Source organism: Reichenbachiella sp., from assembly GCF_039969095.1.
GTDB lineage: Bacteria > Bacteroidota > Bacteroidia > Cytophagales > Cyclobacteriaceae > Reichenbachiella.
Genome location: NZ_JBDVOL010000015.1, coordinates 527535 through 545052 on the forward strand (window position 1 = coordinate 527535; position 17518 = coordinate 545052).

Annotated in this window: 8 protein-coding genes; all 8 read left to right on the forward strand. The window is 41.6% G+C overall.

The window, feature by feature from the left end; translation table 11 throughout:
• Position 1 precedes the first annotated feature (1 nt).
• Complete coding sequence (locus tag ABJH98_RS17560; RefSeq protein WP_348309083.1) at positions 2-2836, forward strand: heparinase II/III family protein; 2835 nt, start codon at positions 2-4, stop codon at positions 2834-2836.
• A 7-nt stretch (positions 2837-2843) separates the two neighbouring features.
• Positions 2844-4793, forward strand: coding sequence for a hypothetical protein (locus tag ABJH98_RS17565; protein ID WP_348309084.1), 1950 nt, complete (start codon positions 2844-2846; stop codon positions 4791-4793).
• A 72-nt stretch (positions 4794-4865) separates the two neighbouring features.
• The gene (locus ABJH98_RS17570) at positions 4866-7577 is read left to right on the forward strand and encodes a glycoside hydrolase family 3 C-terminal domain-containing protein (protein WP_348309085.1); all 2712 of its coding nucleotides are present in this window, start codon (positions 4866-4868) and stop codon (positions 7575-7577) included.
• 213 nt (positions 7578-7790) lie between these two features.
• Complete coding sequence (locus ABJH98_RS17575; protein WP_348309086.1) at positions 7791-9170, forward strand: DUF1080 domain-containing protein; 1380 nt, start codon at positions 7791-7793, stop codon at positions 9168-9170.
• An 18-nt stretch (positions 9171-9188) separates the two neighbouring features.
• Positions 9189-10535, forward strand: coding sequence for a Gfo/Idh/MocA family oxidoreductase (locus tag ABJH98_RS17580; protein ID WP_348309087.1), 1347 nt, complete (start codon positions 9189-9191; stop codon positions 10533-10535).
• 78 nt (positions 10536-10613) lie between these two features.
• Positions 10614-11813 carry a Gfo/Idh/MocA family oxidoreductase gene (locus ABJH98_RS17585; RefSeq protein WP_348309088.1) on the forward strand — a complete coding sequence of 400 codons (1200 nt, stop codon included), beginning with the start codon at positions 10614-10616 and terminating at the stop codon, positions 11811-11813.
• Positions 11814-11955: 142 nt separating this feature from the next.
• On the forward strand, positions 11956-14049 hold the full coding sequence (locus ABJH98_RS17590) for an alpha-L-rhamnosidase C-terminal domain-containing protein (RefSeq protein ID WP_348309089.1): 2094 nt from the start codon (positions 11956-11958) through the stop codon (positions 14047-14049).
• Between the two features lie 443 nt (positions 14050-14492).
• Positions 14493-17480, forward strand: a complete 2988-nt coding sequence (locus tag ABJH98_RS17595) for a TonB-dependent receptor (protein WP_348309090.1) — start codon at positions 14493-14495, stop codon at positions 17478-17480.
• Positions 17481-17518 lie beyond the last annotated feature (38 nt).

Below are 17518 nucleotides of genomic sequence, written 5' to 3' on the forward strand. Positions count from 1 at the left end.
AATGGTAAAGACTAAGATGAAGGTATTGAAAATGAACAAAAGTGTGAAATCATACGCGTCACTTATTATTTGCCTATTGCTGGCCACTGAGCTGTATGCGCAGATGAACCCATCCGGGTCGAAGGAAAACCACCCTCGCATCTATGTGAACCAGGTGAAGCCAAAAGATTTTGCCAAGTCACTAAAAAAAGTAAAATGGAAGACCGCTATCATTGAGAAAAAGCAAGAGCGTGTAGATCAGTATCTCACCCACTGTGCGTCAGATCCTGATTGGATGGTCTCACGCTTGCAGATGAACTGGAAGACCAAACACGACAAAGTTTATTTGCGCGGTGGAGATTTTTCTCACTCCGAAGGCGAAGCTCCGGTACCTACTGTGCGGTTTTCTGGCACGCGCGATTGGGCGACAGATTACATGAGACCCTCGATAGAAGATGTAAAACCCTACTTCGATGACGAACGAGGCCTGTATCTGCAGCACAAAGAAACCAAAGAGATGGAGTGGGTGCATCCATCCGAAGCTGGCCATATCATTGAAGGTATCAATAGAAGTATAATGGCCATTGCAGAAGATGCTGCGTTCCTCTATTGGTACACCGGTCAGGAAAAATATGCGGCCTTTGCCATGCCGATTTACGATACTTATATGAAAGGGATGTACTATCGAGAGGCACCAGTCGATCTTAAAAATTCCAGTCAACAAAGAGTATCTGGATTAGCCACTTTTGAAGTCATTCACGAACAAATTGTGATATCTCTTGCTCTGATTTCTGACTTCATGTATGATTATCTGGAAGAAAACGGGCAGGATCGTGCGCTATCTGTTGCGGTTTTTCAGAAATGGGGCGACCAGATAATAGTCAATGGTATCCCTGACAATAATTGGAATTTCTTTCAGGCTAGGTTTCTCACTTACATTGCCTTGGCACTGGATAACAATGATCATTACGACAATGGCAAAGGGCAGCAATATTACTTAGATCATACTTTTGAAATCAGCACGGATCGACAGATCGCTTTAAAAGAAGCAGTGCTAACTTATGATCAGCAAACAGGCATCTGGCCTGAATCGGCCTCCTACTCTTCCCATGTCACAGCTACGTTGCTCAAAATCCTCGCCGTACTAGACAATGCGACAAATGCCAATGAATTGGAAAACTTTCCGATAGTTGAAAAAGCTACATTAGCCACTTTTCAATATTTGTTTCCCAATGGGAGAATGGTGGCCTTCGGTGATTCGGGCCACAAGCCTTTACCATCGGAGAGTTTCGAATTCCTAATTGCCAATTATAGAAAGTATGGTAAAGAAGAGAAAGAAAATGAAATTACTGCTTTATATAAGAGCCTTTCGGATATTGAAAGCCGTGGCAGCGGATTGTTTGAGTTGTTTTTTTATGTGGATGAATTGGTAGAAACGGATCAATTAAATGCAGATGAGTTGATGGCTAATTTAACATCCCCCACCTTCTATGCGCCTAATGTAAGCTGGTTTATGCAGCGCATGGGTAAGGGGTCGAATGCTACTGCGGTATCTACCTTCGGGGCCTTTGGCAATCACGCCCATGCCAACGGCATAGGCATAGAGCTATATGCCAACAACTACGTGCTGGCACCTGATATGGGACCGGGTCCAAGCTATTGGCATCCAGATCACCGTCAGTACTTTGCTCGCTATCCCGCACACAACACAGTGGTCGTCGATGGGATTTCTGACAGTAGAGCCATGCGTGTGAGTCAACCGTTTAGCATGGACATTCATTTTCCAAAAGCGGGAGTTCGTAACAACCCATTCGATCAGGTTACTTTTTCTAAAGTTTCATTTGTTGAGCCAGCCACACGATCCAATCAGCAACGGCTGACCGCCATCATCAACAGCCCTTCGGGCAAAGGATATGTACTCGACATCTTCCGCTCTGAAAGGCCTGAGGCAGACACTCAAAAGCATGATTATTTTTTCCACAGCTTGGGACAATCGTTGAGTTTTTATAATGAACAAAATGAGTTGTTGCCAATAGCTCCTTCTTCCAAACTCAAGCAACCTGGGTTTTTGCTGGCTTATGACTATTTCACTGAGGAAAAATCTTTTTCTACAGATCTAGATCTTCAAGCGATTTTTACTATGGCCAGCGAAGAAAATCCAACAAGTCTGATGAAAGTGTGGCTGAAAGGTGGAAATAATAGAACCTACTTTTCAGTAAACGGACCGAAAGCCAAAGCACTAAGTAAGGAGTCTGCACCAGAGGAATTGCTCAAGACAAAAATACCCACTTTGGTAGTTAGGAATAATAAAGCTGCATGGAGCGATCCGTTTGTAGCCATCTTCAACCCGTATTTGGAAGGGAATGATCAGATCATTTCTGAGGTTGCTTTTTTGAAAGATACAGTAAACAAATCTGCCCAAATGCTGAGGGTAACACATGACAACCAATCGACTATAGATCACATCGTAGCTACTCCATCACAAAATGATTTTGTAAGTACAGAGGCATTATATCAGAAAGGACTACTGAGCATCACACGCGAAACAGATGGCGAATTGGATTACATTTTCGCAGCCGGTACCACGCGGTATTCTCGCAAAGGCTGGGAAATTCTCAGTTTGCGAGAACCTTCGAATTTATCCATTGAAAAATCTGCCCTTGGCTTTGAGGTGCAAAATGACAACGCTGTATTGATCGGTATTCCAAAAAACTATCAGCCCGAGCGCCTAGAAATATATGAAGATGGTAAGCTCGTAGAAACACGCAAAGGAGCAAAAAACAGAAACAACCCAGATCGGATAGATTTTCGTCTAGAGCGAGCTTTTCAAAAGGCAGTCATAGTATTAAAAAAATAGCTATAGAATGATGCGAAACACGTTATTAATTTGGATTATTGGCTTGATCTGTTTCCGGTGCAGTCAGCCGAAAAAGGTTGAAGTGCTGGATATCGCTGAGTATCTTGCTTTGGCGGAAGGCAGAACGATCTATCCCAATGAGGCTCAACTTGAAATGTTGAGGCCGCTTATGCCTTCGGAAACATTTCAACCCGCTCCACCAATCAGTGATCGCAATTATTGGAATAAAATTGAACAAACCGACGAAGGTGAGCAATATCTGGCAGAAGCTGTTACATGGATAAATATAGCACCTGAAGTGCCAATCTCAGACTCCATCTATCGGGTCGCCAATCTGCAGGGCAATCGTGGTATTTATAAGCCACGCTATTATCGAACGATGACACGACTGGAGCATTTTATGTTGGCAGAATGTATCGAAAGTAAAGGTCGGTTTATTTCACAGATTGAAGGGTATCTCCATGCAATAATGACAATGAAATCTTGGCTGCATCCGAATCATGACACTAAGGACAATGATGTGATGGAAGGAAATAGCATGGCCATAGACTTGGGGTCTCGTCGCTTTGGATCTGATTTGGCTTTGGCAGAGGTGTTGTTGCGAGACAAGCTATCTCCCGAAGTCCGACAAGACATCAAGGACATTACACGCGAAAGGATTATCGACAACTACCTGGAGTCAACCGAGGACAAAAGCAAAACCCACCGTTTCTGGTTTCAATCAACCAGTAATTGGAATTCTGTGTGTACCAGTGGATCGGTTTTCGTTACGATCAGCACTTCACAAGATCCTGAAGAAAGACTCATGGCTGTAGCCACGGCCTTGAATAGTATGCGCATTTACTTGAATGGTTTTGGGGATGATGGTTATTGCTCTGAGGGGGCAGGTTATTGGAATTATGGGTTTGGTCATTACCTATACTTGGCAGAGATACTTTTCGACTATACCGATGGATCCGTCAATTTGTTCGAGTTCGACAATCCAGATAAAATTAAAAATGTGGCCAACTTTCCAGCTAGATATCAAATCACAAAAGGCGTATGTGCGCCATTTTCTGATGGGGTCTCCAAAGTCTCAGACGACGGAGGATTTGCCAGTAAAATGGCAGTAAGAAAATTCGATGCCATCAGGCCTCCGTATGTGGAGAAGAATGGTGGAATAGACACTTATTCGGCAGCTTTTCAATTGATAGAATGGGGATATATGTTGGATGGAAAAAATCAAGATCTCGTGGCTAAAGTGACCACTGAGTTACCCAATTATACCTTTTTTGATCAATTTGGAATGGTCATTTCTCGTGGTAAGCAGGAGGTGCCATTGTCTATTGCGGTTAAAGCTGGCCACAACAGTGAGAATCATAATCACATGGATGTAGGGACTTACGCTGTGGTTTTAGGCCATGAAATCATGACTGGTGATATTGGCGCCCCTTCCTATGTTGCTGGCGCATTCTCAGACGACAATCCGGCTCGAAGCTCATGGGGTCATCCAGTACCTAGGATAGACACTATTCTTCAGTCTAAAGGCAGAGAGTACATTGGGCGAATAACTGCTGCTGAGTTTAGTGACAGCTTAGACCGAGTGGTCATGGATATTAAAGACGCTTACGAACTACCAGCTTTGAAAGAATTGGTCAGAACCATGGAGAATGACAAGTTGGGTCAGGGAGCCATCACGATTAAAGATGAGTTTTCACTTTCTGAGCCCATGGCTTTTGGTGTGGCGATCATGACACTCACAGATTATGAAATAGTGAATGCTAATACGGTAATTTTAAAGACTGAGAAACAGTCATTAAAAGCGGAAGTGTACAGCAAGGACGGAGAATTAAAAATCACGGATGAATTAGTGCCAGTTGAAAAACTAAGAGAAGGAGGGTCGGCTTACAGGATAGGAGTAGACTTTATTGAAAAGGTAGACCAAGGGACATTAACGATTAAGTACACGCCGATTTGAATCGGAGAATTTTAGGACTTCATACGGAAGGATTCTTTCAAACTCAGTAGAACAAAAACAAAACGATACAATATGATACGCTTTCAAACATCAGTATTTGCAATTTTAACTGTGTTTACGGTTTATGGACAAGCACAGCCAGTAGCCATACCAATCTATCAGGATGTAACTTTAGATTTTGAAACACGTGCGGCAGACTTGGTCAATCAAATGACCCTGGAGGAGAAAATTTCTCAGTTAGTCAATAATTCCCCTGCAATACCTCGCTTAGGAATTAACGCATACGAATGGTGGAACGAATGTTTGCATGGTGTAGCTCGGGCGGGTACGGCTACTATGTTTCCCCAAGCCACAGGTATGGCAGCTACTTTCGACAAAAGCATGATGTATGATGTAGCGACTGTCATAAGCGACGAAGCCAGAGCAAAACATCATTTCGCTTTGCAAAACAACGATTTTAGCCGATACAAAGGACTTACCTTTTGGTCTCCTAATATCAATATCCTCAGAGATCCGCGCTGGGGTCGAGGACATGAGACCTATGGCGAAGACCCCTATTTGACTGGTCAAATGGGTATTCAATTTGTGCAAGGTTTGCAGGGAGACGATCCCAAATACCTTAAATTGGTCGCTACTGCTAAGCATTTTGCCGTCCATAATGGACCAGAGCCTCAGCGACATTTTTTCAATGCCACACCCAATTCACGAGACTTATGGGAGACGTATCTTCCTGCTTTCGAAGATTTGGTCGTGGATGCTAAGGTGTATTCCCTTATGGGCGCATATAATCGAGTAGATGGCGAATCATCTTCAGCCAGCTGGATGTTGCTCGAAGATATCCTTCGAAACAAGTGGAACTTTGATGGTTATGTGGTTTCTGATTGCGGTGCGATCAGAGATATCTACAAGTACCACAAAATAGTGAACACCCCAGAAGAGGCAGCAGCAGTCGGAGTTCGTAGAGGCTGTGATTTGAACTGTGGGAATGTGTATAATAATCATTTGAAAAACGCATTCGACCAGGGCCTAATCGATGAAGGTGAAATAGACCTTTCAGTATATCGTTTGATGCTGGCGAGGATGAAGCTGGGTATGTTCGATCCGACCGAAATGGTTCCTTATGCTAATATTCCTTTTGAGGTCAATGACAGTAAACCTCACGATGAAATGGCATTAGCCATGGCTCAAAAATCGATGACCTTATTGAAAAATGATGGGGTTCTGCCATTGAATACGAGTAAAATTTCGCGAATCGCCGTGGTAGGGCCAAACGCTGACAACTTAGAATCCCTACGAGGCAATTACTATGGAACAGCTTCTAACCCCGTGACCGTTATCGATGGGTTAAAAAAGGCTGTTGGGGACAAGGTAGAAATCACTTACTCCAAGGGAGTTCCACTGGTGATAGATGAAGTGGTCAATCACGATTATACCATAGTAGATGGCAAACATCTATTTACCATAGATGAGAATGGACAAAAAGTAACGGGTTTAACCGGGCATTATTATAGTAATATGGAGCTGAAAGGAGAACCTGTTTTTCAAAAAATAGACCCGCAGGTGAAGTTCAACTATCAAGCCGAATCACCTACAACTACGGATATAGCACAGGGTATTTTAAACCCCGAGCAAGCCATTCCTATCGATAGCTTTTCTATTCGTTGGACGGGGCAGCTGATCGCTCCTCAGACAGGGAATTACATATTGGGCGTAGCATCGGACGATGGTAGTCGTGTGTCTATTGATGGAAAAAAAATTGCCGATGCCTGGTTTAATCATGGCATGAGACCTTTTTTAGGTAAAGTCTATTTGGAAAAAGGGAAGTCCTACAACATCGAGGTAGATTATTACGAAAACAGAGGGGATGCTCAAATTGAATTGGTATGGGTACTCCCAGGTCAGCAGGCAGAGGAAGATAAATCAAATCCCATGGAGCTTTCGGCGAAAACATTAGCGGATGTCAAAAAAGCTAACGTAGCCATTTTTGTTGGTGGATTAGATGCCACCTGGGAAGGAGAAGAAATGGGAAACCGGAGCAACATTGAAGGATTCAATAGAGGGGACCGCACAAAAATCGAATTGCCTGCAGTTCAGCTGAAAGCACTAAAAGCCATGAAAAAAACGGGTACGCCTATCGTACTGGTCTTGATGTCTGGTGGTGCGGTGTCTTTCGATGGGCTCGAAGAAGAATTGGATGCCATCCTCATGGCCTGGTATCCTGGACAGCGAGGCGGTGATGCCGTGGCAGATGTCTTGTGTGGTGACCATAACCCAGCTGGGCGACTGCCTGTTACTTTCTATGCCTCTACCGAAGAGTTGGCTGATTTTGATGATTATAATATGCGAGCGGGCAAAGGGTTTACCTATAGATATTATACTGGTGAAGCCTTATACCCCTTTGGGCATGGCTTGAGCTATACCAATTTCGAATATTCTGATCTTAAAATAGATAAAACAACGGTAGTCGATGCTGATAAATTTTCAGTTTCTGTGAAAGTAAAGAACACCGGCAAGTTGGACGGCGAAGAAGTGGTGCAGCTCTATGTAAAAGATGTAGCGTCGGACCAGTGGATGGCTATCAAGCAACTGAGAAATTTCGAACGAATAGCGTTGAAAAAACGAGAAACAAAAACAGTCACTTTTGAATTGGATGTGAACGATGACTTCCGTTATTATGATTCGGCTGCTCGAGAGTATCTCGTTGAGCCTGGAGATTTCGAAATTCAAATCGGAACCTCTAGTGAGGATATTCGATTGCAACAGGTGGTAACCGTAAAGGAATAAAACTGTATTGCCAACCACTGTGGTGATGTTCGATTTAGAATACTCATTCGGTTTGGTTTTTACCTAAAAAAGTGAGCTTTCAGCATCATAAATGAGCATAAAAGGCGTAAAATTGATTTTTGACCATGTTTTTGAGTGAAAAATCCATATCCATCTTTAGGTATCAGTCTAGTTTTGAAAGATATTACGAATACAAAAACAAATTCATTATACATGATGACAAAAATTAAAACACTAAAAATACTTTCTGCATTTTTGGTTGCAACAAGTCTCTTGGCTTGTACAAGTGAGAAAGAAGATCAAACACCATGGGTCAATTTGTTCGATGGTGAAACATTAAATGGTTGGTCTAAAATTGGGGGCGAAGCTACATACAAAGTTGAGGATGGAGCCATTGTAGGAACCACAGTAAAAAACACACCGAATACGTTCTTAAGATCGGATAATTTATATGGGGACTTCATATTAGAATTGGAGTACAAAGTGGATCCTTCTATGAATTCCGGTATTCAAATCAGAACCAACAGTTTTGAACATTATAACAACGGAAGAGTACATGGTTATCAGGTGGAGATCGATCCGTCTGAGAGAGCATGGAGTGCAGGTATTTACGATGAAGCCAGAAGAGGTTGGTTGAATCCGCTAACGGATAATCCTGAGGCGCAAAAAGCATTCAAACAAAATGACTGGAACCACTACAGAATCGAAGCGATAGCAGATACCATTAAAACATGGATCAACGGCGTTCCAGCAGCATACCTAATCGATGATAAAACGGCTACTGGTTTTATAGCCTTACAAGTGCACAGCATCAAAGACGATCAAAAAGAAGGCACTAACATCATCTGGAAGAATGTTAGAATTTTGACTGATAATTTGGATCAGTATGCGACTGCTTCTCCATTGGAGCCGATCATCACAAAAAACAATTTGACCATAGACGAAGCCAAAAAAGGCTGGAAAATGCTGTGGGATGGTAAAACATCAAATGGCTGGAGAGGAGCCAAGCTAGAGGCATTTCCAGAAAAAGGATGGGTGATCGAAGACGGTGTATTGTCTGTACTTTCGTCTGGCGGCGCTGAGTCTAGAGCTGGTGGTGATATAGTTACTAATGAGTTGTTTGGTGACTTTGAGTTCAAAGTGGATTTTAAATTGACTCCTGCAGCTAATAGCGGAATTAAATACTATGTGGATACTGAGATCAACAAAGGTCCTGGTTCATCTATCGGCCTAGAATATCAAATATTGGACGATGATTTGCACCCAGATGCCAAAAAAGGTAATCACGAAGGCAGCAGAACTGTATCATCTTTGTATGATCTCATTCAAGCGGATGTAAACAAGCCTATCAAGCCAATTGGTGAATGGAATACGGCTCATATCAAATCAATCGACAACCACATTGAACATTGGTTGAATGGAACTAAAGTATTGGAGTACGAAAGAAAAAGCCCAGAATTTAGAAAGTTGGTTTCGGAAAGTAAATATGTAAAATGGAAGGATTTTGGTGAGCTAGACAGAGGCCAAATACTTCTTCAAGATCATGGAGATCTGGTATCATTTAAAAATGTAAAAATTCGTCCATTAGATTAAAAGCAGATACAAACAACTATGAAAAACGATAGAAGAAATTTTATTAAAAAAGCCGCAGCAGGGGCGGCTGGTATGGCCATTACAAGCCAGGTCAGCGCGATGAGTGCAAAAAATTATGCCAGAATTGTTGGAGCGAATGACCGTTTGCAAGTGGCTATTCAGGGATTGGGAAGAAGGTATAAAGCCTATCTCGATGCCATTGCCAACAAAAACAACAATGTGGATCTTGTCTATCTATGTGACGTGATGAAAAGTCAGAGGGACAATGCTGCTGTTGCATTTTCTAAGGTGATTAGCAACAAACCTAAGTTGGAAAATGACATTAGAAACATCATCAATGATAAAAAGGTAGATGCTATTTTTATGGCAACTCCAGATCACTGGCATGCACCTGGTGCGTGTATGGCTATGGCTGCGGGTAAGCATGTCTATTTGGAAAAGCCATGTAGCCATAACCCAAGAGAAGGGGAGCTGTTGGTGGATTATCAGAAAAAATATGATAAAGTAGTACAAATGGGGAACCAGCAACGATCTTCTCCGCAGTCACAGGAAATTATCAAAGATATTCATGAAGGAATCATAGGAGATGTATATAATGCCATTGCATTTTATACCAGTAGAAGAGGGTCTGTTCCACATCAAACAAAGACAGCACCTCCTGAGGGATTAGATTGGGAATTGTTCCAAGGGCCTGCGCCGCGTAGAGAGTATACCGACGATACCTGGAACTACAACTGGCACTGGTACGGATGGGACTACGGTACAGCCGAAACTGGAAACAACGCCACACACGAATTAGATATTGCTCGTTGGGCGTTGCAAGTAAAATACCCAGAAAGAGTGGAGGTCAATGCTGGCAAATATCAGTACAAAGATGATGGTTGGGAAATGTACGATACGATGGAAGCCACATTCAAATTTTCTGGAGATAAAACCATCAAGTGGGATGGTCAGAGTAGAAATGGATACTACAAATATGGCGCTGGCAGAGGAACTATAATCTATGGTTCAAAAGGTTCGGTATTTGTGGATCGAGGGGGGTACAAACTGTACGACCTCAAAGGAAAAATGATCAAAGAAAGCCTTTTTGCTGGCGACGAGGCTGGAACTGCACTTGGTGGAGGAGGAGATCTTTCGACACTCCATACTAATAATTTCTTTGATGCCATTCGCGGCAAAGCAGAATTGACCTCGCCTATTGAACAAGGGGCGATTAGTCAGATGCTGACGCATTATGCGAATATTGGCTATAGAACTAATAGTGCCTACGAAGTGGACGAAAATACAGGACGTATTTACGATAGAGAGGCCATGAAATTGTGGTCTAGAACCTACGAGCCAGGATGGGAAATTAAGTCAGTATAAATTTCAAGAATTGTTTAAATTGATCACCTTTGGTATTTTAAATCAAAGGTGATTTTTATTGTTAAAAAAGGGGGACAGATGAAAAGAAGGGAATTTGTAATCAAAGGTAGTTTAGCCACAGCAGGATTAGCCACATCTTCATTGGCAGCAGCAAACATGATAGGTATCAATAAAGCCAATAGTAAGGTAAACATTGGCGTGATTGGGACAGGAAGTAGAGGCAGGGGCTTAATACCCAATATCAATAGTATTGACAATTTCAATGTGGTCGCTTGTGCTGATATTCTTCCATTTCGGCTAGAAGATGGGTTGAGCAAGGTGGAAGGCCAGAAAGCAAAGGGCTATAGCGATTACCGAAAGTTGCTGGACGACAAAAATATCGATGCCGTTTTGATAGCCACCCCTTTTAGTACCCATGCCGATATTGCCATGGATGCCATAGATGCAGGAAAGCATGTGTATTGCGAAAAAACCATGGCCAAAGGATATGAAGGAATCAAAAGCCTTGTTGATAAAGTTGATAACTCAAAAAAAATATTCCAAACTGGACATCAATACCATAGTTCAAGGTTGTATACGCATGTGGTAGAACTCATCAAAAATGGCAAAGTGGGTAAAATACAAGCCTTCGAATGCCAATGGAACAGAAATGGTAATTGGAGACGATCAGTGCCATCTCCAGAATTGGAAAGAATCATTAACTGGAGAATGTATAGAGAATACTCTGGTGGATTGGTGGCTGAATTATGTTCGCACCAATTAGATTTTGCTAATTGGGTTTTAGATGCTACGCCTAACAAAGTAGCAGGTTTCGGAAGTGTAGATTATTGGAAAGACGGCAGAGAAACCTATGACAATATTCATTTGATTTACGACTATCCGGGCGGTGTTAAAGCGAAATATACTTGTCTCACTGCAAACTCCAAAGATGACTACCAGATCAAAGTATTGGGGGACAAAGGAACAATTATATTGAGCTATGGGAAAGCCTGGTTTTACCCAGAAGGAAAGCTGAATAAAAAATTGGGAGACTTAGATGGTGTATCTGGAGCTACCGTTTCATGGGAAGAAGGGAAAGGCATTCCGATCAAAGTGGAACACATAGAACCCAGTAAGCAAGCCTTAATAGATTTTAGGGACAGTATTATAGACAACAAATCTCCTGTGTCCAATTTGGCTACAGGAGCCAAGGCCGCCCTTTGCGTACAAATGGGGCTCGATGCCATGTACGATCAAAAAATTGTAGCGTGGGATCCTTCATTCGATAAGTTATTCTAGAAAATAGCTTCTTAATATTAGTTAAATCTTCATGCATAAATCTCGCATACAAGCTAGTTGTATAGTTCTGCTAGCATTTGTCTTTTTTACTTTTTCTTGCAAGGAAGCTGAAAATACCGAAACCTCTTTAAATCCTCAAAATTTGAGTGTCGAATATATCAGGCAACCTCAGACTACTCTGATTGTAGATGCCAAACCAGAATTTGCCTGGGAGGTTCCCAATTCGGCAAGCAAACAAACTGCCTATCAGATCATAGTAGCTTCCACCAGAGATTTGATAGCAGAAAATGACGGAAATGTATGGGATTCTGGAAAAGTACCAAGTCAGCAGTCAATCAATGTAGAGTTTGAAGGCAAGTCGCTGGAGGAAGGCAGTACTTATTTTTGGAAAGTAAAAACATGGGATACAAACGATACCGAATCGTCATTCTCAGAATTTCAATCCTTCACCATAGGCAAGGAAGAAGGCTTCATCACGAGTGCTAATATTTTTCAGATAGACAGCATCAAACCAACGGTATTCAAACAGATGAGTTTTGATTCCTATTTTATTGATTTTGGAAAAGCGGCTTTTGCCACGCTTGCTTTTGCGTACGAATCAACAATAAATGACACCCTCGTTGTCCATATTGGAGAGCAGCTGGTTGATGGCAAAATAAACAGAGACCCTCAAAAAACCATTCGCTACCAAAAGGTGGAAGTGGTTATCAGTCCCGAAAAGACGCAATACTTATTGAAAATAGAACCAGACAAAAGAAACACCAAACCCAGAGCCGTCCAATTGCCAGATTCGTTTCCCGTGCTTTTGCCTTTTAGATATGTGGAAATTGAAGGAGTCAATGGTGAGCTAAAAGCGGATGATTTTACCCAGCTTTTTTACCATGGCTATTGGGAAGATAAGGCCAGCTACTTCACCAGTTCAGATAGTACGTTGAATGCCATTTGGGACCTGTGCAAATATTCGATTAAGGCCACCACTTTTGCCGGATTGTATGTTGATGGAGATCGCGAGCGCATTCCTTATGAAGCAGATGCCTATCTGAACCAGTTGAGTCATTATACCACAGATAGGGAATTCGCCATGGCACGACAAACCATCGAATATTTCATGGAGCATCCTACCTGGCCTACAGAGTGGCAATTGCACGTAGCGCTCATGTTTCATGCAGATTATATGTATACCGGAAATACAGAACTTATTGAGAAGTACTATGAGGAACTGAAACACAAGACCTTGATGGAGTTGCGCGGAGCAGACGGCCTGATCAGTTCTGACAATGCAACACCCAAGTTTATGAAAAAGCTTGGTTTCACCAACCCCAAGGACAAACTAAAGGATATCGTAGACTGGCCGCCAGCTCAAAAAGATACTGGTTGGAAATTGGCCACAGCTGCAGGTGAACGCGACGGGTTTGTTTTCAAACCGATCAATACGGTGGTGAATAGTCTGTACTATCGAAATCTGGAGATTATGGCCGAGTTTGCTAAGGTTTTGAATAAAGCTGATGAAGCGGAGGAGTTGAACCAATTAGCATTAAAAGTTAAGCAATCCATTAATGACAAACTCTTCAATCCTGAAGCTGGTGCATATATAGATGGAATAGGAACAAATCATTCTTCTCTGCACGCTAATATGATGGCACTGGCCTTTGATATTGTACCAGAAGCAAACAAAAATTCTGTCGCAGACTTTGTCAAGTCTAGGGGCATGGCTTGTAGTGTTTATGGATCTCAATATTTGTTGGAAGCTATGTATAAAGCCAATGAATCGGAATATGCTTTGGGCTTAATGACAGCCACTCATGACCGGAGTTGGTACAACATGATAAAAATTGGCTCCACCATTACATTAGAAGCCTGGGATATGAAATATAAACCCAATGCAGATTGGAATCATGCCTGGGGAGCCACACCGGCTAACATCATTCCAAGGTACTTATGGGGCATAAAGCCGAAAACGCCAGGATATGAATCGGTTGCTATAAAGCCTCAATTAGGCGATTTGACTTCAAGCGCTATTGTTGTCCCTACCCTAAGAGGGCAAATAAAAGTTGCATACTCATTGCTCCCTGACGATTCAAAATACTATGTCATTGAAATCCCATCCAATATGTCGGGAGAATTCGACCTTGGGGAAGAGGGATACACTAAACTGACCTTGAATGATATGGAGCTAGATAACAATCACCAGGTTATTCAATTACAATCAGGGAAGAACATGCTGAAAACACAGTAATTTGCTCTTGTTCTATCAGAATTAACCTGGCTCTGGCATGAATTACAGAGCACCATCTCCGGCCTAAGCTGCTATAAAACCAATTCCTTATCTTGAACTGCTGAGTATGTTTAGATTCAGACTACAAAGTGCAGTATGTTTCTATGTATGCTCTGAATTCAAGTAATCACAAATTAAAAGTACATGGATATATTAATCGGGAGCATGGACACCTGTGATAAATGGTTTAAAAGTAAGCTATTTATTGCCCAACGAGAACGATTGTTGAAATCTGCCTTTTTGAGGCGTATAGGCCAAATTGAGCGAGCTGTACAGACATGACAAATGGATATCCATGTTTTTGGATAAAATATCCATTTTATAGTGATAGCAATTGTGCTATTTCGAATAGTGAAGCCCCTAGCATGATGGGCTGATATGATGTAAAACAAAACTAAATTTTTATGAAAAAACTTAAACTCTTATTGATAGTCATTCTATTAGGCTACACGAGTACTTCTTGGGCACAGTCCAAAGTATCTGGAGTAGTAACAGATGATGAAAATGTGCCTTTGCCAGGAGCAAGTATCCTAATAAAAGGAACTGCAGTTGGTGTAGTAACTGATATTGATGGTAACTATTCGCTTAATGTGCCAGGTCAAAATTCTGTATTGGTGTTTAGTTTCGTCGGGTTCAATTCCGAAGAAGTTACCGTTGGAACACAATCAGTGATCAATTTGGCCATGGTACCAGACATTACCTCAATGGAGGAAATCGTGGTTATAGGATATGGTGAAGTTGAAAAGAAAGATGTAACTGGTGCGATTGGATCAGTTGCAACTGAGGATATCGTGCGAGCTAATCCAGTTCAAGCAGCCAAAGCCATACAAGGCCAGGTTGCGGGTGTGATTGTTTCTAAACAAAATAGCCGACCAGGGGCTGGCTATGACATTAACATTCGAGGCTTGAGTTCTATAGATTATAGCAACGAACCATTGGTAGTTATTGATGGTGTCATGGGTGGAGATATGAATGCACTCAATCCTTCTGATATTGAATCTATGGATATCTTGAAGGATGCTTCATCAACAGCGATTTATGGTTCTAGAGGAGCTAATGGTGTGATCCTTATTACTACCAAAAGAGGAACGAAAGGTAAACCAGTAGTAAGCTATAGTGGCTATGTTGGTGTGAAAACACCAGCTCATTTACCTGACATGATGAATGCTCAGCAGTTTTACAAAGCGAGTGTCACAGATCATGAGTTAAATGGTGGTACGCCAATGACATTTACTTCTACTGAACTTGATATGGTTAATTCTGGCAAAAGTACAGATTGGCTAGACGAAATATCTGGACCAGCCATGCAAACCAATCATTCTATTTCAGTCGGTGGTGGAAGTGACAATACTAACTATCACTTCTCAGCTGGTTATTTGAATGAGGGAGGAAATTTGGACAATACAAAATTTCAGCGCTACAACATCAAAGGTAGCATGGACAGCAAGGTAACTGATTTCTTGAAAATTGGATTTACAGCAAATTACAGCAATACAAAACGAGAAGTAGGCTCGAATGAAGCATTGAGAAGTGCATACAGAGCGAGACCAACAGGTGTGCCATATTATGATGATATTTTGAACCCTGACGAAAACCAGGATTTTGAATGGAATGGATATGCTGCATGGATGGGTATCAACGATAAGCAGGTACTAAACCCACTGATAGAAAGTGACCCATACAATTTTCAGGATGAGACGAGAGGTAATAACTTTTTTGGTAATGCTTACATAGAGTTGATGCCTATTGAAGGATTATCCATTAAATCTTCCCTTTCAGCAAGTGTAAATAATTCAAGATTTGGTCAGTTCAGAGGGACGATGACCAAGGATCGAAAAACCACACTATTGCCAAGATCCTTTCGACAAACTGATGATATTTCCAATTATACACTGGATAATATAATCACCTATAAAAAGGAAGTCGGTGATCATGATTTCACTATTACAGGTGCACAAAGTAGCTTCCAAGAACGAAATGAAGAAATGGATAGTTATGTTGATGAAATTCCATACAATTCGTTATGGTACGCCTATGGTACAGGAAGACCTGCAGAATTAACTACAAAACTGACTGAAAGATCATTGCTTTCTTATATGGGAAGAGTGATTTATGGTTTCAAAAGCAAGTATATACTAACACTTACCAGTAGATGGGATGGTGCTTCGCAATTGAGCGAGGGCAATAAATGGGATTTTTTCCCTTCAGCAGCAGTGGCTTGGAGATTAGGAGAGGAAAACTTCATCCAAAATATCGATGCCATCTCCGATATGAAATTGAGAGTGAGCTATGGTTTAGTAGGAAACAGTGCAGTTGATCCTTATAGTACACAAGCGAAGTTGATCAATACGCCTTACGATTTTGATGGTTCACCTGCATTTGGGTTTGCCCCTGAAAATTTAGCAGATAGAAACTTGAAGTGGGAAAAAAGTAAGGAATTGAATATCGGTATTGATATGGGATTTCTTAACAATAGGATCAGTGCTAGTTTGGAAGTTTATAGCCGAAAAACGGTTGATTTGATTTACAACGAACAAATTCCGACATCTACAGGATTCGAAGAGATCGCCACAAACGTCGGTGAGGTAGCTAACAGAGGTGTAGAGTTGTCATTGAATACAGTGAATATTGTTAAGAATAAATTCAAATGGACCACAAGTATCAACTTTTCTAGAAATGTCAACGAAGTACTTTCTATTGGTACTGCGGGGTTACAGCAAGATATCGCCACAGGACTATTCGTAGGCCACCCTATTTCAGCTCACTATGATTATGAGTTTGACGGAATCTGGCAATTGGATGAAGCTGCTGCTGCAGCTGAGTACGATCAAGTCCCTGGTTCGGTAAAGGTGGTAGATCAAAATGACGATGGTATGATATCTTCAAATGAAGACATAGATGATAGAACAGTCTTAGGTTCTGAACAGCCTGACTGGACCATGGGTATCACCAATAAGTTGACCTATGGCAATTTTGACCTCTCTTTCTTGATCTATACCAGCCAAGGAGCTACATATAGAAATAGTATGCTCTCAGGAACTATGGGTGAAGTGGGCACTGGCAGATACAATGCTTTGAACATGAATTACTGGACAGTAGACAATCCTTCTAATGAATACTATGGGCCTGGTATTGCATCAAACCCTTACAGAGGAGCTATTTTCTATCAGGATGCAAGTTTTGTTAGAATCTCTGATATAACGTTCGGTTATACCTTGCCAAGAACAGCATTGGAAAAATTCGGTTTCAGCAACTTTAGGGTATATGCTCAAGTAACCAATCCATTTGTTTTTCATGATTTTGATGGAATGGACCCGGAATTTAATACCAGCACTTACAACGATGGTATTCCATCAGCGACGTATTTGGTTGGTTTAAATTTCTCATTCTAGTCGGTTTATTTCCAATAACAAAATATTATAATATGAAA

What these genes read in the sequence shown, in the direction of transcription:
- ABJH98_RS17560 (WP_348309083.1), top strand. Translation starts at nt 2, where the DNA reads ATGGTAAAGACTAAGATGAAGGTATTGAAAATGAACAAAAGTGTGAAA.
- ABJH98_RS17565 (WP_348309084.1), top strand. Translation starts at nt 2,844, where the DNA reads ATGATGCGAAACACGTTATTAATTTGGATTATTGGCTTGATCTGTTTC.
- ABJH98_RS17570 (WP_348309085.1), top strand. Translation starts at nt 4,866, where the DNA reads ATGATACGCTTTCAAACATCAGTATTTGCAATTTTAACTGTGTTTACG.
- ABJH98_RS17575 (WP_348309086.1), top strand. Translation starts at nt 7,791, where the DNA reads ATGATGACAAAAATTAAAACACTAAAAATACTTTCTGCATTTTTGGTT.
- ABJH98_RS17580 (WP_348309087.1), top strand. Translation starts at nt 9,189, where the DNA reads ATGAAAAACGATAGAAGAAATTTTATTAAAAAAGCCGCAGCAGGGGCG.
- ABJH98_RS17585 (WP_348309088.1), top strand. Translation starts at nt 10,614, where the DNA reads ATGAAAAGAAGGGAATTTGTAATCAAAGGTAGTTTAGCCACAGCAGGA.
- ABJH98_RS17595 (WP_348309090.1), top strand. Translation starts at nt 14,493, where the DNA reads ATGAAAAAACTTAAACTCTTATTGATAGTCATTCTATTAGGCTACACG.